Raw genomic sequence first — 20,856 nt, forward strand, 5'->3', positions numbered from 1 at the left:
ATGCTGCGTTTCGTGGCCCCATCTTATTTCCAACCGCAGGGACTAATTACTCTTCAATGGAGACATACATCAGCAGAATGCTGGGTATGAAAGCATTGATTATGAAAATACGGGCAGTTGAAAATCAACAATTCGCCCACATATAGATTAGTAACTTGACCGAATATGACTTTTTAGTGGAGGCGTTTTAGATGGGTAAAATTATTGGTATCGACTTGGGTACTACCAACTCTTGTGTAGCAATTATGGATGGTACTAAAGCACGTGTGCTGGAGAACAGCGAAGGCGATCGCACCACGCCTTCTATTATTGCTTATACCCAAGATGGTGAGATTCTGGTTGGTCAACCGGCTAAACGTCAGGCTATTACTAACCCGCAAAATACACTGTTTGCGATCAAGCGTTTGATTGGCCGTCGTTTCCAGGATGAAGAAGCACAGCGTGATAAAGACATCATGCCGTACAAAATCGTGGCAGCTGACAATGGTGATGCGTGGGTTGAAGTAAAAGGCCAGAAAGTTGCACCGCCGCAGATTTCTGCTGAAGTGCTGAAGAAAATGAAGAAAACAGCTGAAGATTTTCTGGGTGAACCAGTTACTGAAGCGGTTATCACTGTACCTGCATACTTTAACGATGCTCAGCGTCAGGCAACTAAAGATGCTGGCCGTATCGCAGGTCTGGAAGTAAAACGTATCATTAACGAACCAACAGCGGCTGCATTGGCTTATGGTTTGGACAAAGAAGTCGGTAACCGTACTATCGCGGTTTATGACCTCGGTGGTGGTACTTTCGATATCTCAATTATCGAAATCGATGAAGTCGACGGCGAAAAAACCTTTGAAGTTCTGGCAACCAACGGTGATACCCACTTGGGGGGCGAAGACTTCGATAGCCGCCTGATCAACTATCTGGTTGATGAATTCAAGAAAGACCAGGGTATGGATCTGCGTACCGATCCACTGGCCATGCAGCGCCTGAAAGAAGCCGCTGAAAAAGCAAAAATTGAGCTGTCTTCCGCTCAACAGACCGACGTTAACCTGCCGTACATTACGGCTGATGGTAGCGGTCCAAAACACATGAACATCAAAGTGACCCGCGCTAAGTTGGAGTCACTGGTAGAAGATTTGGTCAACCGTTCTATTGAACCACTGAAAGTGGCTCTGCAGGATGCTGGCTTGTCTGTTTCCGATATCCAGGACGTTATCCTGGTCGGTGGTCAGACTCGTATGCCAATGGTTCAGAAAAAAGTGGCTGATTTCTTCGGTAAAGAACCACGTAAAGACGTTAACCCAGATGAAGCTGTAGCTATTGGTGCGGCAGTGCAGGGTGGTGTTCTGTCTGGTGAAGTGAAAGACGTTCTGTTGTTGGACGTGACTCCACTGTCACTGGGTATTGAAACCATGGGTGGTGTGATGACTCCGCTTATCACCAAAAACACCACTATCCCAACTAAGCACAGCCAGGTGTTCTCTACTGCGGAAGACAATCAGTCTGCGGTAACCATCCATGTGCTTCAGGGTGAGCGTAAACGTGCTCAGGATAACAAGTCTCTGGGTCAGTTCAATCTGGATGGTATCCAGGCGGCACCTCGCGGCATGGCGCAAATCGAAGTGACCTTCGATATCGACGCCGATGGTATTTTGCATGTGTCTGCTAAAGACAAAAATACCGGTCGTGAGCAGAAGATTACCATCAAGGCATCTTCTGGTTTGAACGAGGAAGAAATCCAGAAAATGGTTCGCGATGCTGAAGCAAACGCTGAAGCAGACCGTAAGTTTGAAGAACTGGTACAGACTCGTAACCAAGCTGACCACCTGATTCACGGTACTCGTAAACAGTTGGAAGAAGCCGGTGACAAACTGCCAGCAGAAGACAAAACTGTCATCGAAGATGCAGTGAAAGCGCTGGAAGCGGCTTTGAAAAGCGAAGATAAAGCTGAGATCGAAGCCAAAACTCAGGCTCTGGTGCAAGTTTCTGGCAAATTGCTGGAAATGGCTCAGCAGCAGCAAGCAGCCGCAGGCGGTGATGCTGGTGATACCAGTGCGAAGAAAGAAGACGACGTCGTAGACGCCGAATTCGAAGAAGTAAAAGACAAAAAATAATAGCCCTTAAGCGGGCACTGCAACAGTAGGCCTTACTGTTGCTGGGAACCAGCACGGGCGTCGAGGAAACTCTACGCCCGTGCACGCATGTTAAGGGTAGGAAAAAAAGAGAATGGCGAAGAGAGATTATTACGAGGTTTTAGGCGTTGCAAAGGGCGCCGATGAACGTGAAATCAAAAAGGCCTATAAACGCCTGGCAGTAAAGTATCATCCGGACCGTAATCAGGATGAGAACGATACCGGCGAAAATTTCAAAGAAGTTAAAGAAGCCTATGAAATTTTGACCGACCCACAAAAGCGCGCAGCATATGATCAGTATGGTCATGCAGCCTTTGAACAAGGTGGCATGGGCGGCGGTGGTTTTGGTGGTGGCGGTGCTGATTTTAGCGATATTTTTGGTGATGTTTTCGGTGATATCTTCGGCGGTGGCCGTCGTCAGCGAGCTTCCCGTGGTTCAGATTTGCGCTATAACATGGATCTGACACTGGAAGAAGCGGTGCGCGGTGTAACCAAAGAAATCCGCATCCCAACGCTAAATGAATGTGATGTTTGCCATGGTAGCGGTGCTAAACCGGGCAGCTCACCGGTGACTTGCTCGACTTGCCGTGGTGCAGGTCAGGTGCATATGCGCCAAGGTTTCTTCACCGTACAGCAGGCGTGTCCGACTTGTCATGGCAGCGGCCAAATTATTAAAGATCCGTGCAACAAATGTCATGGGCATGGTCGTGTTGAGAAATCAAAAACACTGTCGGTTAAAATTCCGGCGGGCGTTGATACCGGTGACCGCATTCGTTTAAGTGGTGAAGGTGAAGCCGGCGAACACGGCGCACCAGCAGGCGATTTATATGTTCAGGTACAGGTTAAAGCGCACCCAATCTTCGAACGTGAAGGCAATAATCTGTATTGTGAAGTGCCGATTAACTTCGCTATGGCGGCCTTAGGTGGCGAGATTGAAGTCCCGACGTTGGATGGCCGCGTTAAACTGAAAGTGCCTGCGGAAACGCAAACCGGCAAACTGTTCCGTATGCGCGGGAAAGGGGTTAAATCTGTTCGTGGTGGTAGCCAAGGTGACTTGCTCTGCCGCGTTGTAGTTGAGACTCCAGTCCACCTAAGTGAAAAACAGAAACAATTACTGCGCGAACTGGAAGAAAGTTTTGTTGGCGCTGCGGGTGAGAAAAACAGCCCTCGCTCTAAAAGCTTTTTAGACGGTGTTAAGAAATTCTTTGATGACTTGACCCGCTAATCATGGCTAAGCAGTTAACCTGCTAATAAAAATGAAAATTAAAAATCCTCGATAAATATCGGGGATTTTTTTTCATTATTTGGTGTAAAAATATGTGATGCATATGTTTAATCGATCGGTTTTACCGAGTATTTCTTGCCATAAAAACGACTTTTTTCGAGTTAAGGATTATCCTAAAATTCATGAATTGATTTGTCGAGCAGCAGCTCATTGTCTGATGTAAGGAGCTATTCATTGTGACAAACATTATTCGTCAATTTTTACGCCAAGAGGCCGCGGGCGGTCTGATTTTAATTTTTGCCGCCATCGTCGCCTTATTTATGGCTAACAGCGCACTCCAAGGGGCTTATCAATCATTTTTAGATGTCCCGGTATCGATAAAAATTGCGTCACTGGATATCAGCAAACCGCTGCTGTTGTGGATTAATGATGGCTTAATGGCCGTATTCTTCTTGGTTGTCGGCTTGGAAGTTAAACGGGAGCTGATGGAAGGCTCACTGGCGGGGCGCGATAAAGCCGTTTTCCCGGCGATTGCTGCTTTGGGCGGTATGCTCGCCCCGGCCTTGATTTATCTACTGTTTAATGGGGCTGATGAAGTCACTCGCCAGGGTTGGGCAATTCCAGCAGCAACCGATATTGCTTTTGCATTGGGTGTGATGGCATTACTGGGGAACCGGGTTCCAACCAGCCTAAAAGTCTTTTTACTGGCATTGGCCATTATTGATGACCTGGGCGTCATCATTATTATTGCATTGTTCTATACCCATGAGGTTTCGCTGCAAGCTTTAGGGATTGCTGCCGCCGCTATTGCTTTGCTGGGCTATATGAACTGGCGTGGGGTGGGGAAAACATCCGCCTATCTGCTGGTCGGATTGGTTCTGTGGGTCTGTATTCTTAAATCAGGAGTACACGCGACCTTAGCTGGTGTGATTGTCGGCTTTATGATCCCGCTGCACACCAAAGATAAGCGCTCGCCTTCGGAATCATTGGAGCATGGTTTGCACCCGTGGGTTGCCTATTTGATTCTGCCGTTATTTGCTTTTGCTAATGCGGGAGTTTCGTTGCAAGGCATTTCAATCGCTGGATTGACATCGCTATTGCCTTTGGGGATTGCGAGCGGCCTGTTTATTGGTAAACCACTGGGGATTTTTCTCTTTAGTTGGCTCGCGGTTAAGTTAGGGATTGCTAAACTGCCCGATGCCATCAACTTTAAGCAAATTTTTGCGGTGTCAGTGTTATGCGGTATCGGCTTTACTATGTCGATATTTATTGCCTCGCTGGCATTCGATGGGGCCGATCTTGCTTTGCTTACCTATTCTAAGTTGGGCATATTACTAGGTTCCACCACCGCAGCTATTGTGGGTTATAGCTTGTTGCGCCTGGCTTTGCCGGCAAAGAAGAAATAACTTATTGATTAATATTTGAATGGCCAGTACCGCTCGTCAAGGTACTGGCGTTCTACCTGATGGATTTCTAGACTAAGTTTCAGAACAGGGAATGTTTAGTCGTGCATAGGGCTGTATCTACTCTAAATAATTCGAGTTGCAGGAAGGCAGAAATTGATTGACAAATTGGTTGTAAACCATTTTGAACAAAGCTTGCGCTGGCCCGTAGGGTGAGCCTCTGATGAACTTACACAGGTAAGTGATTCGGGTGAGCAAGAGCAGCCAACGCATATGCAGCTTGAAGTATGACGAGTTTATAGCTCGCCGATATGTTAAGGAGATAACAACATGCGAATGTCGCACATCAATTTCAATCATCTTTATTATTTTTGGCAGGTCTGCAAGGAAGGCTCTGTCGTGGGCGCGGCTGAGGCTCTGTTTTTGACGCCACAAACGATTACCGGGCAAATTAAAGCATTGGAAGAGCGTCTAGGCGGTAAATTGTTTAAGCGCCAGGGGCGTGGGCTGGTGCCATCAGAATTGGGGCAATTGGTCTTTCGCTATGCTGATAAGATGTTCATGCTCAGCCATGAAATGCTTGATATCGTTAACTATCGTAAAGAATCTAACTTGTTATTTGATGTTGGCGTTGCTGATGCTTTATCCAAGCGCTTGGTTAGCCAGGTGCTGGAAACTGCCGTGGTGGATCATGAAAAAATTCATTTACGCTGTTTTGAATCGACCCACGAAATGCTGCTGGAGCAATTAAGTCAGCATAAGTTGGACATGATACTGTCTGATTGCCCGGTGGATTCCAGTCAGCAAGAGGGGCTATTTTCGGTGAAGCTTGGCGAATGTAGTGTGAGTTTTTATTGTCGCCAGCCCATTCCAGATTTGCCTTTCCCGGCTTGTTTGCAGCAAAAACGGTTGTTGGTGCCCGGTCGCCGTTCAATGTTGGGGCGTAAATTATTAAACTGGATTAACAGCAAAGGCCTACAAGTGGAAATCCTGGGAGAATTTGATGACGCGGCGTTGATGAAAGCCTTTGCTATCTATAACAATGCTATTTTCGTTGCGCCAACTCTGTATGCCGCAGATACCTATGCCAAAGATGACGAAATTGTAGAAATTGGCCGTTTAGATAATGTGCAGGAAGAGTATTACGTTATTTTTGCCGAGCGCATGATTCAACATCCTGCGGTGCAGCGGGTATGTAACAAGGATTTTTCCGCACTTTTTAGCGGTTAAACCGATTGATTCGAATCGTAAGTGGCATCGCTATCAGCTATTCGTAGCTAGCATTAGCTTTACGATTTGATGAGTTAGCCAAATTTTAGATATAAAAAAACCGGCCTAGGCCGGTCTTTTTACGAAGCAGCCAACATAATGCAATTACTGCATTGCGTTGATTTGCGCTACTAAGTTTGACTTATGGCGCGCTGCTTTGTTTTTGTGGATCAGACCTTTACAGGACTGACGATCCACGATTGGTTGCATCTCATTAAATGCTTTTTGCGCTGCGTCTTTATCGCCAGCTGCGATTGCCGCATACACCTTCTTAATGAAGGTACGCACCATTGAGCGACGGCTAGCGTTATGCTTGCGGCGTTTCTCAGACTGTACGGCGCGTTTCTTAGCTGATTTGATATTAGCCAAGGTCCAACTCCCAAATATATTCTATTGAGGACAATTCAAAGGCCGAGGAATATGCCCTTTTAGCCTTCGTTTGTCAATGGATTTGTGCAAATAAGCGCCGTTTGTACGGGCGGCACTTGCTACGTTGTGATGGAGCGGGATTTTACCAGCTTCGCGCTGCGGAATACAGTCTTTCGAAAGAAAATTCCACAGTTCACTGCCTCGAAGGGATTCGACGGTGGTTCTTGTAAAAATCTCAGCCTGCTTCTGTATTCAACGGCGTGCGTATTCTACAGGATAAAGTGAGTAAAAGGGATTTTACCTGCGTATTTTTAGCAAAATGGCATGACTTTCGGTTAAAGGTACCAATCGCGGGTTAACCTTAACCGCGGTACAAGGTATAATCCGGCGATTTCCACTGTTTTGAGCCAGCTATGGAGCTAATTCGCGGTATACATAATATCCGGGCACGCCACCATGGTTGCGTGCTAACTATCGGTAACTTTGATGGTGTCCATCGCGGACATCAGGCCTTATTGGAGCAGTTAAAGCGCGAAGGTCAGCGCTTGGGGCTGCCCGTTATGGTGATGATATTTGAACCGCAACCACTGGAATTGTTTGCAGCGGATAAAGCACCGGCTCGACTGACGCGTTTACGCGATAAAGCCAGATATCTGAGCGATGCCGGTGTTGACTATTTATTGTGCGTTAAATTTGATCCGCGTTTTGCTGCTATTACTGCGCAAGCTTTTGTTGCTAAGTTGCTGGTAGAGAAGTTGGGTGTTAAGTTTTTAACTGTTGGCGATGATTTCCGCTTTGGCGCAGAGCGTCAGGGGGATTTTCAGCTATTGCAACAAGCGGGTGCTGAGTTTGGGTTTGATGTCATCAGCACTGACAGCTTTTGTGATGGTGGTCTGCGCATTAGCAGCACCGCGATTCGTCAGGCACTTCATGACGACAATTTGGTGTTGGCTGAGACATTGCTGGGTCACCCATACAGTATTTCCGGCCGAGTGGTTCACGGGGACGAACTGGGACGGACGATAGGTTTCCCCACGGCGAATTTGCCGTTAAAACGTTTAGTTGCTCCCGTAAAAGGAGTGTATGCGGTTGATGTGTATGGCTTAGGTCCAAAGCCATTGCCCGGTGTTGCCAATATTGGCACTCGGCCTACCGTTGCTGGTGTCCGCCAGCAGCTAGAGGTTCATCTGCTTGATATAACTATGGATCTTTATGGGCGTCATATTGATGTGGTGCTCCGCGCGAAACTGCGCAACGAACAGCGTTTTGCTTCGCTCGATGCTTTGAAGCAGCAAATCGCCCATGATGTGGTGACGGCCCGAACATTTTTCGGGCTAAAGACACCGGTTTAATATTTCTAGCCGAAACGGAACCGAGAATCTAATGAGTGACTACAAGAATACCCTGAATTTGCCTGAAACAGGGTTCCCGATGCGCGGCGATCTGGCTAAGCGTGAACCTGACATGCTGAAACGTTGGTATGAGCAGGATCTGTACGGGATTATTCGTACGGCCAAGAAGGGTAAAAAGACCTTTATTTTGCACGACGGCCCTCCTTATGCGAACGGCAACATTCACATTGGTCACTCTGTTAACAAAATTCTCAAAGATATTATTGTTAAATCGAAAGGAATGGCTGGCTACGACTCACCTTATATTCCAGGTTGGGACTGCCATGGTTTGCCGATCGAGTTAAAAGTTGAACAATTAATTGGTAAGCCAGGCGAAAAAGTCAGCGCCGCGGAATTCCGTACTGCGTGCCGTAAATACGCAGCTGAGCAGGTCGAAGGCCAGAAAAAAGACTTTATCCGCTTGGGTGTGTTGGGCGATTGGGACCATCCTTATCTGACGATGGATTTCAAAACTGAAGCCAATATCATTCGCGCATTAAGCAAAATCATTGATAACGGCCACTTGCACAAAGGCGCGAAGCCAGTGCATTGGTGTACAGACTGCGGCTCGTCACTGGCTGAAGCCGAAGTTGAATATTACGATAAAACCTCCCCCTCCATTGATGTGCGTTTTAACGCGGTCGATGTGGCTGCAGTGTGCGCTAAATTCGGTGCAGCAAATGCTAACGGCCCGATTTCACTGGTTATTTGGACCACCACGCCGTGGACTTTGCCAGCGAACCGCGCCATTTCACTGAATGCTGAATACATTTATCAGCTTGTACAGATCCAAGGCGAATGCCTGATTCTGGCGGAAGATCTGGTTGAAAGCGTTATGAAGCGCGCTGGCATTGCGGAATGGACGGTATTAGGCAGTTGCAAAGGTTCTGATCTGGAACTGCTGCGCTTCAATCATCCGTTTATGGGCTTTGATGTCCCAGCAATCTTGGGCGATCACGTAACACTGGATGCCGGTACCGGCGCAGTTCATACCGCCCCTGGCCACGGCCCGGATGACTTTGTTATTGGTCAGAAATACGGTTTGGAAGTGGCTAATCCGGTCGGCCCGAACGGCTGCTATTTGGCGGGGACTTACCCGACGCTGGACGGCATGTTCGTGTTTAAAGCCAACGATGTGATTGTTGAGCTGCTGCGCGAAAAAGGCGCATTGCTGAAAGTTGAAAAACTGGTTCACAGCTACCCATGCTGCTGGCGTCACAAAACGCCAATTATCTTCCGTGCTACACCGCAGTGGTTCATCAGTATGGATCAAAAAGGTCTGCGCAAGCAGTCGCTGGAAGAGATAAAAGGCGTGCAGTGGATCCCCGAGTGGGGCCAGGCGCGTATTGAAACCATGGTCGCAAACCGCCCAGATTGGTGTATTTCGCGCCAGCGTACCTGGGGTGTGCCGATGTCTCTGTTTGTTCATAAAGAGACCGAAGCGCTTCACCCGCGCAGCACTGAGCTGATGGAAGAAGTAGCCAAACGTGTTGAACAAGATGGCATTCAAGCATGGTGGGATCTAGACCCGGCTGAGATCTTAGGTGCCGATGCTGCTGATTATGTCAAAGTACCAGATACATTGGATGTATGGTTTGACTCCGGCTCAACCCATTCTTCTGTGGTTGACGTCCGCCCAGAGTTTGGTGGTCATAGCCCGGATATGTATCTGGAAGGTTCTGACCAGCACCGCGGCTGGTTTATGTCTTCATTGATGATTGCGACCGCGATGAAAGGCAAAGCGCCTTATCGTCAGGTATTGACTCATGGATTCACCGTTGATGGTCAGGGGCGTAAAATGTCCAAGTCCATCGGTAATACCATCAGCCCGCAAGATGTCATGAACAAATTGGGTGGCGACATCCTGCGTTTGTGGGTGGCTTCTACCGATTACACTGGCGAAATCGCGGTTTCTGATGAAATCCTGAAGCGCTCTGCGGACTCTTATCGCCGTATCCGTAACACCGCGCGTTTCTTGCTGGCTAACCTTAATGGCTTCGATCCAGCATTGCATCAGGTGGCCTCAGAAGAGATGGTGGTGGTAGACCGCTGGGCCGTGGGCCGCGCGCAAGCAGCACAAGCCGAGATCATGGAAGCGTACGAAAATTACGATTTCCACTTAGTTGTGCAGCGTTTGATGCAGTTCTGTTCGGTCGAGATGGGTTCTTTCTACCTCGATATCATTAAAGACCGTCAATACACCGCCAAAGGCGACAGTGTTGCCCGTCGTAGTTGCCAGACCGCGCTGTTCCATATTGCAGAAGCATTGGTTCGCTGGATGGCACCAATTATGTCATTCACCGCAGATGAAATCTGGAACCAACTGCCAGGTGAGCGCCCGCAGTATGTCTTTACTGAAGAGTGGTATGAGGGGCTGTTCGGGTTGGCGGGCGATGAGAGTATGAACGATACTTTCTGGGCCGAGCTGTTAAAAGTTCGCGGCGAAGTGAATAAGGTGCTGGAGCAAGCCCGTAGCGATAAACGTATCGGTGGTTCGCTGGAAGCTGCCGTGACTTTGTTTGCCACACCTGAATTGGCAGCGCGTTTGAACAGCTTGCAAGATGAGCTGCGTTTTGTGTTGCTGACATCGGCTGCGAAAGTCGCAGATTATGCTGATGCCGGTGATGATGCGCAGCAAAGCGAGCTGATCTCTGGGCTGAAAATTACCTTTAATAAAGCTGACGGTGAGAAGTGCCCGCGTTGCTGGCATTACACTCAGGATGTCGGTTTGGTGGCGGAACATGCTGAATTGTGCGGCCGCTGTGTCACTAACGTTGCCGGAGACGGCGAAGAGCGTAAGTACGCCTGATGAGTAAACCTATTTGTTCGACCGGATTGCGCTGGTTATGGCTGGCTGTACTGGTGGTGATTGTGGATCTCGGCAGCAAACAGTGGGTTATGACCCACTTTGCACTGTATGAGTCCGTGCCACTGATTCCTTTTTTCAACCTGACCTACGCGCAGAATTTTGGCGCGGCATTTAGCTTCCTTGCGGATAAAAGCGGCTGGCAGCGTTGGTTCTTTGCAGGGATAGCTATCGGTATTTCAGTCCTATTGATGGTGATGATGTATCGGTCTACGGCCAAACAACGTCTGCTTAATTGCGCTTATGCCCTAATTATTGGTGGGGCATTAGGTAACTTATTTGATCGTATGGTACATGGCGCGGTAATCGATTTTATCGATTTTCACGTCAATAACTGGCATTTCCCAACATTTAACTTCGCCGATACCGCCATCTGTATCGGTGCTGCGCTGGTTATCTTTGAAGGCTTCTTAAGCCCGGCTGAAAAAACCGCGATGAATAAAGGGGAGTGATATGTCTGAACAGGTAGAAAGTCATCAAGTACAAGACCATTTTGTACAAAACAGTAGTGCCGTATTAGTGCATTTCACTCTGAAATTGGAAGATGGCTCAACGGCCGAATCTACCCATATTCACGGGAAGCCCGCGCTATTCCGCTTAGGCGATAACAGCCTAAGCGACGCGCTGGAGCAACAGTTAATTGGTTTGACAGTGGGTGATAAACACACTTTTACTTTACAACCTGAAGATGCATTTGGCTTGGAAAGCCCTGATTTGATTCAGTACTTTACACAGCGTGACTTTGCGCAAACTGGCGTACCGGATGCGGGCACTATTATGCTGTTTACCTCCCGTGATGGCAGTGAAATGCCGGGCGTAGTGCGGGAAGTAGCAGAAGAGTCCATTACTGTTGATTTTAATCACCCGTTGGCCGGGCATGTCGTCAGCTTTGATATTGAAGTGCTGGAGATTGACCCCCAACAGGAGGCTATGCATGCAGATATTGCTGGCTAATCCACGCGGCTTTTGTGCCGGAGTTGATCGGGCTATCAGTATTGTTGAACGCGCGATCGAAATGTACGGCGCGCCAATTTATGTGCGCCATGAAGTGGTGCATAATCGCTATGTGGTTGATAGCCTGCGCGATCGCGGGGCTATTTTTATCGAGGATATCTCTGAGGTACCTGATGGTTCCATTTTGATTTTCTCGGCCCATGGTGTGTCACAGGCTGTTCGTGCCGAGGCGCGCGCGCGCGAATTGACGATGCTGTTTGATGCAACCTGTCCATTGGTCACTAAAGTTCATATGGAAGTTGCTCGAGCCAGTCGCAAAGGGAAAGAAGCTATCCTGATAGGCCATGCTGGCCATCCGGAAGTGGAAGGGACTATGGGCCAATATAACAACCCGAAAGGGGGGATGTATTTGGTCGAGTCACCTGATGATGTTTGGAAACTGAACATTAAAGACGAGAATAACCTCTGCTTTATGACCCAGACCACTTTGTCAGTTGATGATACTTCCGCCGTGATTGATGCCTTGCGCCAGCGTTTCCCGAAGATTATCGGCCCGCGTAAAGATGATATCTGCTATGCCACAACCAACCGGCAAGAAGCGGTACGGAATTTGGCGAATGATGCCGATGTGGTTTTGGTGGTAGGGTCGAAAAACTCGTCCAACTCGAACCGCTTGGCTGAGCTTGCGCAGCGCATGGGGAAAGCGGCATATCTGATTGATTCTGCAGCTGATATCCAAGAGTCCTGGTTACAGGATGCGGCATGTATTGGTGTGACGGCTGGCGCTTCGGCACCGGATATTCTGGTACAGCAAGTCATTGCTCGCTTGAAAGATCTCGGTGCGGATGCGTCTGTTGAACTGCGTGGCCGTGAAGAAAATATCATTTTTGAAGTGCCAAAAGAATTGCGTGTTGAGGTTAAGCAGATCGATTGATCTCAGATATGCATTCATAACTCATATCAAGCAGCCCTAGTGGCTGCTTTTTTATGGATGCATTTCGGCATAACTGCATGAATATGCGAAATAACTGCACTATGCAAAGTGAAGTGTTACCAAGCATTTTACCCTAAATAATTCGAGTTGCAGGAAGGCGGCAAGGGAGATAATCCCGATAAGCTTACTGTAGTAAGTGATTCGGGTTATTGAACGCAGCCAACGCACATGCAGCTTGAAGTATGACGGGTATGTAAGGAATTAAGTGGTTTCACTGATAAAAGCGGCCGTATATCATTTTTTTCTAATACAGATTAAATAGGCTGGCAGAGTGCATGGCGGGCGGCTAATCTGAAACCTTGTCAGGGTAGATGACACAATATTGGGAGAACTCATGACTGATTCAACAATTCGTATCGCCGTCGTTGGCGCGGGTGGCCGTATGGGCCGGCAGCTTATCCAGGCCATTACACAGACTAAAGGTGTTGTATTGGGGGCTGCTGTAGAGCGCACGGGGTCCACCTTGGTGGGAAGTGATGCGGGTGAACTGGCCGGAGTAGGATTGCTAGATATCACAGTAAGTGATGATTTATCTAAAGTAATCGATCATTTTGATGTTTTGATCGACTTTACGCGGCCAGAGGGCACTCTGGAACATTTAGCGATTTGTCATACACATAGCAAGGCCATGGTGATTGGAACAACCGGTTTTGATGATGCCGGCAAAGCCGCCATCAGTGCCGCGGCATCTGATATTGGCATTGTGTTCGCCGCTAACTTCAGTGTTGGGGTCAATGTGGTGCTTAAGCTGCTTGAAAAAGCGGCCAAAGTCATGGGCGATTACACTGATATCGAAATTATTGAAGCACATCATCGCCATAAAGTTGATGCGCCGTCAGGTACCGCGTTGGCCATGGGGGAGGCGATAGCTGAATCTTTAGGGCGCTCACTGAAAGATTGCGCGGTTTATACCCGTGAAGGCCACACTGGAGAGCGCAAACCCGGCACTATCGGCTTCGCCACCGTTCGCGCGGGTGACATTGTGGGCGAGCATACGGCGATGTTTGCTGATATCGGCGAGCGAGTAGAAATCACTCACAAAGCCACTAGCCGTATGACTTTTGCCAATGGAGCGGTTAAATCTGCCATTTGGGTCTCTGAGCGTGATAATGGTTTGTTTGATATGCGCGATGTGCTGAATTTGAACGAACTTTAAAGGTGTAAAGCACAACCCGTGATGTGGTTGTTTTTATCATAATCATATGATAACAGGGCAATATTTTATTGTCCTTTTTTATACTTGTTGTAAATAATGGCTTTGATTTCTTTTGTTATCATTATCCTGTTTTTTATTGTGTTTTCTCACTTTTTTTTATCTTTTCCTCTCTCTATTAAGTGATAATGTTTGATTTCATTACGCCAGAACGATTTTTTCCAGTCACTTACCCTCGCAACCGTTTACTATGTTAAGTTAGCATGTGTTTTTGCCACTACAATCCACTCATTTCAATGAAAACGGTAAAAAACAGAGAAAAAAAGGCACTTTGGCTAGACAAAAGCGTCACTCATCATTAAAATGCGCCCAATTTGCCAAAAATTGGCTCTGAGGGCGGTTTTTGCATTGATTTAGATCGCTAGATATGAATTAATATGCAAATAATGTGACTGTTTATTCCCTGGAGGATGTTTTGATTAAGTCAGCGCTATTGGTTCTCGAAGACGGAACCCAATTTCACGGTCGGGCCATCGGGGCAGAAGGTACGGCAGTGGGGGAAGTGGTCTTCAATACGTCGATGACCGGTTATCAAGAAATCCTTACTGATCCTTCCTACTCCCGCCAGATCGTCACTCTTACTTATCCTCATATCGGCAATGTCGGCACTAATGCCTCCGATGAAGAATCCTCCGCAGTACACGCCCAAGGTCTTGTTATTCGCGACCTGCCATTGATTGCCAGCAACTACCGTAATGAAGAAGGCTTAGCTGAGTATCTCAAGCGTCACAACATTGTTGCGATTGCAGATATCGATACGCGTAAGCTGACACGGTTGCTGCGCGAGAAGGGCGCTCAAAACGGCTGTATTATTGTGGGTGACTTATCTGATGCTGCGCTGGCGCTGGAAAAAGCCAAAGCATTCCCCGGTTTGAAAGGGATGGATCTGGCCAAGGAAGTTACCACTAAAGAAGCTTATCACTGGCTGCAAGGTAGCTGGACTCTGGAAGGTGACTTACCTGCGGCGAAGCCAGCGGAAGACCTGCCATTCCATGTTGTGGCTTATGACTACGGTGTAAAACGCAATATTCTGCGCATGTTGGTTGATCGCGGTTGCCGCCTGACGGTGGTTCCGGCCCAGACCCCGGCTGAAGAGGTTCTGAAGCTCAATCCAGATGGCATTTTCTTATCCAACGGCCCTGGTGACCCAGAGCCATGCGATTATGCCATCGCGGCGATTAAACGCTTCCTCGAAACCGATATTCCGGTGTTTGGCATCTGTTTAGGTCATCAACTGCTGGCATTGGCTAGCGGCGCAAAAACCATCAAAATGAAATTTGGTCATCATGGTGGCAACCATCCGGTGAAAGATTTGGGTGCTGATTGTGTGATGATCACCGCGCAGAACCACGGTTTTGCTGTCGATGAAAGCACATTGCCATCTAACTTGCGCACTACACACGTTTCTTTGTTCGATGGTTCCCTGCAAGGGATTCACCGCACTGATAAAGCAGCATTCAGTTTCCAAGGTCACCCGGAAGCCAGTCCTGGGCCGCACGATGCCGCCCCGCTGTTTGATCACTTTATTGAGCTGATTGAAGCTTACCGTGCGACGGCTGCTAGCCATACCCATAAATAATCAGGAGCGTCAAACCATGCCAAAACGTACAGATATAAAAAGCATCCTGATTTTGGGCGCTGGCCCCATTGTTATCGGTCAGGCCTGTGAATTTGACTATTCCGGTGCTCAGGCTTGTAAGGCACTGCGTGAAGAGGGTTACCGCGTTATTCTGGTGAACTCTAACCCCGCCACTATCATGACCGACCCAGAGATGGCCGATGCCACTTATATCGAGCCGATTCACTGGGAAGTAGTACGCAAAATCATTGAAAAAGAGCGCCCGGACGCAGTATTGCCGACCATGGGCGGCCAAACCGCACTGAATTGCGCATTAGAATTAGAACGCGAAGGTGTTCTGGCAGAATTTGGCGTCACCATGATTGGTGCTACCGCTGATGCTATCGATAAAGCGGAAGACCGCCGTCGCTTTGATATCGCGATGAAGAAAATTGGTCTGGATACCGCCCGTTCAGGTATCGCGCACAATATGGAAGAAGCATTGGCTGTTGCAGCTGACGTCGGCTTCCCTTGCATTATCCGCCCATCCTTTACCATGGGCGGCACCGGTGGTGGCATTGCGTATAACCGCGAAGAGTTTGAAGAAATTTGCGAGCGCGGTCTGGATTTATCGCCAACTAAAGAGTTGCTGATTGATGAGTCACTGATTGGTTGGAAAGAATATGAGATGGAAGTTGTCCGCGACAAAAATGACAACTGCATCATCGTTTGCTCCATCGAAAACTTCGATGCCATGGGCATTCATACCGGCGACTCCATCACTGTTGCACCGGCGCAGACCCTGACTGACAAAGAATATCAAATCATGCGTAACGCCTCGATGGCGGTATTGCGTGAAATTGGCGTAGAGACCGGCGGCTCTAATGTGCAATTCTCGGTGAACCCGAAGAATGGCCGTTTGATCGTGATCGAAATGAACCCGCGCGTGTCCCGCTCCTCCGCTCTGGCCTCTAAAGCCACTGGCTTCCCGATCGCCAAGATTGCCGCCAAACTGGCGGTGGGCTATACGCTGGATGAGTTGATGAATGACATCACCGGTGGCCGTACTCCGGCTTCCTTCGAGCCATCCATCGACTATGTTGTCACCAAAATCCCGCGCTTTAACTTCGAAAAATTTGCTGGCGCTAATGACCGCCTGACCACACAGATGAAATCTGTGGGTGAAGTGATGGCGATTGGCCGCACATTACAGGAATCACTGCAAAAAGCATTGCGGGGTCTGGAAGTTGGCGTGACCGGTTTTGATCCTAAAGTCAGCCTTGATGATCCAGAGGCCCTGACTAAGATCCGCCGTGAATTGAAAGAAGCGGGTTCTGACCGAATTTGGTATATCGCCGATGCATTCCGCGCCGGTATGTCTGTTGATGGCGTCTTTAACCTGACTAACGTCGACCGCTGGTTCCTGGTGCAGATTGAAGAACTGGTGCGCTTAGAAGAAAACGTGGCGGAGTGCGGTATCAATGGCCTGAATGCTGAGTATATGCGCCAGTTGAAACGCAAAGGTTTCGCCGATGCCCGTCTGGCGAAATTGGTCGGCGCGGCTGAAAGCGAAGTGCGCAAATTACGTTACAAACAGGGTTTGCACCCGGTTTATAAGCGCGTAGATACCTGTGCGGCTGAGTTCTCCACCGACACCGCTTACATGTACTCGACCTATGAAGAAGAGTGCGAATCCAACCCAACCAGCGACCGCCCGAAAGTGATGGTGCTGGGCGGTGGCCCGAACCGTATCGGCCAGGGGATTGAATTCGACTATTGCTGTGTACATGCATCACTGGCACTGCGTGCAGATGGTTATGAAACCATCATGGTGAACTGCAACCCAGAAACGGTTTCCACTGATTACGACACTTCTGACCGCCTCTATTTTGAGTCAGTGACACTGGAAGATGTGTTGGAGATCGTCCGTATCGAGAAACCGCAGGGCGTTATCGTGCAATACGGTGGTCAAACACCACTGAAATTAGCGCGTGAGTTGGAAGCGGCCGGTGTACCTATTATCGGCACCAGCCCGGATGCTATTGACCGTGCCGAAGACCGCGAGCGTTTCCAACAGGCGGTTAATCGTCTGGGTTTGAAACAGCCGGCAAACGCCACGGTAGCGACTATCGAGCAAGCTGTTGAAAAAGCAGCGGGTTTGGGTTACCCGCTGGTGGTTCGCCCCTCTTATGTGTTGGGTGGCCGCGCGATGGAAATCGTGTATGACGAAGTCGACCTACGCCGCTACTTCCAAAATGCTGTCAGTGTGTCAAATGATGCGCCGGTGCTGCTCGACCGCTTCCTTGATGATGCAGTAGAAGTGGATGTTGATGCCATTTGTGACGGCGAGCGCGTGTTAATCGGCGGCATTATGGAACACATCGAGCAAGCAGGGGTTCACTCCGGTGACTCAGCTTGTTCATTGCCAGCTTACACCCTGAGCAAGGAAATTCAGGATGTTATGCGCCAGCAAGTAGAAAAACTGGCCTTTGAGCTTTGTGTTCGTGGCTTGATGAACGTGCAGTTTGCGGTGAAGAATAACGAAGTTTATCTGATTGAAGTTAACCCTCGTGCGGCGCGTACTGTGCCATTCGTCTCTAAAGCAACTGGCATGCCACTGGCAAAAATTGCCGCTCGTGTGATGGTGGGGCAGACATTGGCACAGCAAGGGGTTCTGGAAGAAATTATCCCGCCTTACTACTCGGTCAAAGAAGTGGTGCTGCCATTCAACAAATTCCCTGGTGTTGACCCGATTTTAGGGCCAGAAATGCGCTCTACCGGTGAAGTTATGGGGGTTGGCCGTACCTTCGCTGAAGCTTTCTCTAAAGCGATGCTGGGCAGCCAGTCTGGTATGAAAAAGAGTGGCCGCGCACTGTTATCTGTACGCGAGGGGGATAAGCATCGGGTGGTTGATTTAGCCGCGAAGCTGCTGAAACAGGGCTTTGAATTGGATGCAACTCACGGTACAGCGGTGGTGCTGGGCGAGGCGGGGATAAATCCGCGCTTGGTCAACAAGGTGCATGAAGGCCGTCCGCACATTCAGGATCGCATCAAGAATGGCGAATACACTTATATCGTGAATACCACAGCCGGGCGTCAGGCGATTGAAGACTCTAAGCTGATCCGCCGTAGTGCATTGCAATACAAAGTGCATTACGACACGACCTTGAATGGCGGCTTCGCGACAGCAATGGCGCTGAATTCTGACCCAACCGAGCAAGTGATTTCAGTACAAGAGATGCACGCCAAGATTAAGAATATGAAAGGTTAATTTAGATTGTAAGAAAGCGGGCGATGGAAACATCGCCCTTTTTTATGCTTATTATTTATAAAATCGCGCTTTTTACTCACCGATACAGTGTTTCTTATACGCAGAAGTATTATTCATAAACGATAGTATTGTTCATAAACAACATTGGTGAAGATCAATGTTCGTGCGGGTTGTGGGGAGTAGCTTATAGTCCGGCGGCTCACTGCCGGTTTAACTAGCTTAAAGCGACTTTGATACCCAAACCGATTAATAGCCCACCGAGTAGCTTATCGACAACTTTTTGCGCTTTCGCCAAACCACGGCGTACTGGTGCACTTTGAATCAGAATAACCAGCAAAGGCCACCAAATGACGGCCAGTACCCAGATGATTGAGGCGTACCACAGTTTTTCACCCACGCCGGAGTTAATCTGCAATATTTGGGTGAAAACGGCGAGGAAAAAGAGAGTTGCTTTGGGATTCAATAAATTGCAAAGATATCCCTGCAAAAATGCGGCTTTCAGTGTAATGGGGGAGAGTGTGGTGCTACCGATGCTGAGTTTACTTTCTCCGCGCGACAGCAGTGCCTGGATACCAATCCAGATTAAATAGCAGGCCCCGGCATATTTCAGGAAATTGAACAGCCACGGTGTGGTGGTGATAACCACGGCCAGGCCAGCTACGCAATAAGACATATGTGTAGCGACGCCCAAAATGACGCCGAGTGCTGTCATCATTGCTGCGGGGCGACGATAGCGGGCGGCGTTTTTAATCACCAGAAAAAAATCAGGGCCGGGGGAGAGCATCCCCAATGTAGCAATAGTTGCGACGAATAAAGAGGTTTCAAGCATAAGGGATACCCAGTGAGAGTGGCGCGTTTTGACGATAATAGCGCTACCGGGGTTTCCCTGCATTTATCTTTTACTCTTTTGATGGATAGTGATGCGCGAATATGAGTCTGGACAATGTGATAAGCAGTGACGTACCAAATCAGAAACAGCGGGAAATCACACGCTTGTGTATCAAGTGTGCATTGCTGCTGCTACAACACGGTGCAGAAAGTATGCTGGTTGAGCAGCTATCCGCGCGCCTTGGTATCGCTTTGGGGATGGACAGTGTCGAAAGTTCCATTTCAGCTAATGCCGTGGTGTTAACCACCATCAGCCAGGGCAATTGCCTGACATCTACCCGCAAAAATATTGACCGTGGCATCAATATGCATGTCGTGACGGAGGTGCAGCATATTGTGATTATGGCGGAACATCATTTGTTAGATATAAAAGATGTGGAAAAACGCCTTGAGCATATTAAGCCGCTGCGGTATCCGCGCTGGCTAGTGGTGGTGATGGTCGCCTTATCATGCGGCTGTTTTAGCAAGTTAAATGGCGGCGGTTGGGATGCATTTTCCATCACTTTCTTAGCCAGTGGGCTGGCGATGTTTGTGCGCCAAAGCTTAACGGCACGCCATATGAACCCGCTGATTAACTTCTGTATTACCGCGTTTGTCGCAACATCCGTTTCTGGGCTATTAATGCGTTTACCGTTTTTCCACGAGGCTTCCAGTGTAGCAATGGCGGCGAGTGTGCTGTTGTTAGTTCCCGGATTCCCACTGATCAATGCAGTCGCCGATATGTTTAAAGGGCACGTGAATACGGGTCTTGCTCGTTGGGCAATGGCCAGTTTATTGACGTTATCAACCTGTATTGGGGTGATATTCGCGATGGCGGCGTGGGGATTACGCGGATGGTGATGAATTTACTCTGGGCATTATTGCAAGATATGGTGTTGGCGGCTATTCCGGCGCTGGGTTTTGCTATGGTATTTAATGTGCCGGTGCGGGCATTACGCTACTGCGCATTGCTGGGGGCCGCTGGGCACGGCTCGCGCATGTTGATGATTCATTTTGGCATGAATATTGAGCTAGCTTCATTATTGGCTTCAATTATGATTGGCGTCATCGGAATTAATTGGTCGCGCTGGTTGTTGGCGCACCCGAAAGTTTTCACTGTTGCTGCCGTCATTCCGATGTTCCCTGGGATTTCTGCTTACACCGCGATGATATCAGTCGTAGAGATTTCTCATCTGGGTTACACCGAGGCATTAATGTCCACGATGGTGACTAATTTCTTGAAGGCATCATTTATTGTCGGTGCGTTGTCGATTGGTTTATCCTTGCCTGGATTATGGTTATATCGCAAACGTCCTGGTGTATAAGGGTTTTTTTCTTCCCTGTCTTTTGCATCGG

The 20,856-nt window shown here is 48.6% G+C and carries 16 protein-coding genes; 14 read left to right on the forward strand and 2 right to left on the reverse strand.

The window, feature by feature from the left end; translation table 11 throughout:
• Positions 1 to 191: 191 nt before the first annotated feature.
• The 4 genes from dnaK (at position 192) to nhaR (ending at position 5,978) form a co-directional block, all read left to right on the forward strand.
• Positions 192 to 2,102 carry a molecular chaperone DnaK gene (dnaK, locus tag OP863_RS03230; RefSeq protein WP_050291585.1) on the forward strand — a complete coding sequence of 637 codons (1,911 nt, stop codon included), beginning with the start codon at positions 192 to 194 and terminating at the stop codon, positions 2,100 to 2,102.
• A gap of 112 nt (positions 2,103 to 2,214) precedes the next feature.
• A complete protein-coding gene (gene dnaJ, locus OP863_RS03235; protein ID WP_038636426.1) occupies positions 2,215 to 3,345 on the forward strand; it encodes a molecular chaperone DnaJ in 1,131 nt (376 codons plus the stop codon).
• A 236-nt stretch (positions 3,346 to 3,581) separates the two neighbouring features.
• Positions 3,582 to 4,751 carry a Na+/H+ antiporter NhaA gene (gene nhaA / locus OP863_RS03240; protein WP_265525890.1) on the forward strand — a complete coding sequence of 390 codons (1,170 nt, stop codon included), beginning with the start codon at positions 3,582 to 3,584 and terminating at the stop codon, positions 4,749 to 4,751.
• A gap of 327 nt (positions 4,752 to 5,078) precedes the next feature.
• Positions 5,079 to 5,978: a transcriptional activator NhaR gene (nhaR, locus tag OP863_RS03245; protein ID WP_038636420.1), complete on the forward strand. Its 900-nt coding sequence runs from the start codon at positions 5,079 to 5,081 to the stop codon at positions 5,976 to 5,978.
• 144 nt (positions 5,979 to 6,122) lie between these two features.
• Here nhaR and rpsT read toward each other — a convergent pair whose 3' ends face one another.
• On the reverse strand, positions 6,123 to 6,386 hold the full coding sequence (gene rpsT / locus OP863_RS03250) for a 30S ribosomal protein S20 (RefSeq protein WP_002220715.1): 264 nt from the start codon (positions 6,384 to 6,386) through the stop codon (positions 6,123 to 6,125).
• Positions 6,387 to 6,799: 413 nt separating this feature from the next.
• Here rpsT and ribF point away from each other — a divergent pair, with 413 nt between their 5' ends.
• From ribF to carB, 8 genes are all read left to right on the forward strand, one after another.
• Positions 6,800 to 7,738, forward strand: coding sequence for a bifunctional riboflavin kinase/FAD synthetase (gene ribF, locus OP863_RS03255; RefSeq protein WP_038636415.1), 939 nt, complete (start codon positions 6,800 to 6,802; stop codon positions 7,736 to 7,738).
• Positions 7,739 to 7,769: 31 nt separating this feature from the next.
• Positions 7,770 to 10,586 carry an isoleucine--tRNA ligase gene (gene ileS, locus OP863_RS03260; protein ID WP_145587323.1) on the forward strand — a complete coding sequence of 939 codons (2,817 nt, stop codon included), beginning with the start codon at positions 7,770 to 7,772 and terminating at the stop codon, positions 10,584 to 10,586.
• Positions 10,586 to 11,095, forward strand: coding sequence for a signal peptidase II (lspA, locus tag OP863_RS03265; protein ID WP_032820783.1), 510 nt, complete (start codon positions 10,586 to 10,588; stop codon positions 11,093 to 11,095). Before ileS ends, lspA begins: the two co-directional genes overlap by 1 nt.
• Before the next feature lies 1 nt (position 11,096).
• Positions 11,097 to 11,597: an FKBP-type peptidyl-prolyl cis-trans isomerase gene (fkpB, locus tag OP863_RS03270; RefSeq protein ID WP_038636410.1), complete on the forward strand. Its 501-nt coding sequence runs from the start codon at positions 11,097 to 11,099 to the stop codon at positions 11,595 to 11,597.
• Positions 11,578 to 12,531: a 4-hydroxy-3-methylbut-2-enyl diphosphate reductase gene (ispH, locus tag OP863_RS03275; RefSeq protein WP_265525891.1), complete on the forward strand. Its 954-nt coding sequence runs from the start codon at positions 11,578 to 11,580 to the stop codon at positions 12,529 to 12,531. The genes fkpB and ispH overlap by 20 nt, the downstream gene beginning before the upstream one ends.
• Positions 12,532 to 12,925: 394 nt before the next feature.
• Positions 12,926 to 13,747 carry a 4-hydroxy-tetrahydrodipicolinate reductase gene (gene dapB / locus OP863_RS03280; RefSeq protein ID WP_145591827.1) on the forward strand — a complete coding sequence of 274 codons (822 nt, stop codon included), beginning with the start codon at positions 12,926 to 12,928 and terminating at the stop codon, positions 13,745 to 13,747.
• A gap of 472 nt (positions 13,748 to 14,219) precedes the next feature.
• Positions 14,220 to 15,383, forward strand: coding sequence for a glutamine-hydrolyzing carbamoyl-phosphate synthase small subunit (gene carA / locus OP863_RS03285; protein ID WP_038636400.1), 1,164 nt, complete (start codon positions 14,220 to 14,222; stop codon positions 15,381 to 15,383).
• A gap of 16 nt (positions 15,384 to 15,399) precedes the next feature.
• The gene (gene carB / locus OP863_RS03290) at positions 15,400 to 18,633 is read left to right on the forward strand and encodes a carbamoyl-phosphate synthase large subunit (protein ID WP_038636397.1); all 3,234 of its coding nucleotides are present in this window, start codon (positions 15,400 to 15,402) and stop codon (positions 18,631 to 18,633) included.
• Between the two features lie 214 nt (positions 18,634 to 18,847).
• On the opposite strand, the gene OP863_RS03295 is transcribed toward carB, so the two are convergent.
• Positions 18,848 to 19,462: a LysE family transporter gene (locus OP863_RS03295; RefSeq protein WP_038636395.1), complete on the reverse strand. Its 615-nt coding sequence runs from the start codon at positions 19,460 to 19,462 to the stop codon at positions 18,848 to 18,850.
• Between the two features lie 101 nt (positions 19,463 to 19,563).
• Between OP863_RS03295 and OP863_RS03300 the strand changes: the two genes are divergently transcribed.
• Together OP863_RS03300 and OP863_RS03305 are read left to right on the forward strand one after the other, a co-directional pair.
• The gene (locus OP863_RS03300) at positions 19,564 to 20,361 is read left to right on the forward strand and encodes a threonine/serine ThrE exporter family protein (RefSeq protein ID WP_038636393.1); all 798 of its coding nucleotides are present in this window, start codon (positions 19,564 to 19,566) and stop codon (positions 20,359 to 20,361) included.
• Entirely contained in the window at positions 20,361 to 20,825 is a 465-nt protein-coding gene (locus tag OP863_RS03305; protein WP_186378107.1) for a threonine/serine exporter, read from the forward strand. The genes OP863_RS03300 and OP863_RS03305 overlap by 1 nt, the downstream gene beginning before the upstream one ends.
• Positions 20,826 to 20,856 lie beyond the last annotated feature (31 nt).

Source organism: Yersinia sp. SCPM-O-B-9106 (C-191), assembly GCF_026183365.1.
Taxonomy (GTDB): domain Bacteria; phylum Pseudomonadota; class Gammaproteobacteria; order Enterobacterales; family Enterobacteriaceae; genus Yersinia; species Yersinia rochesterensis.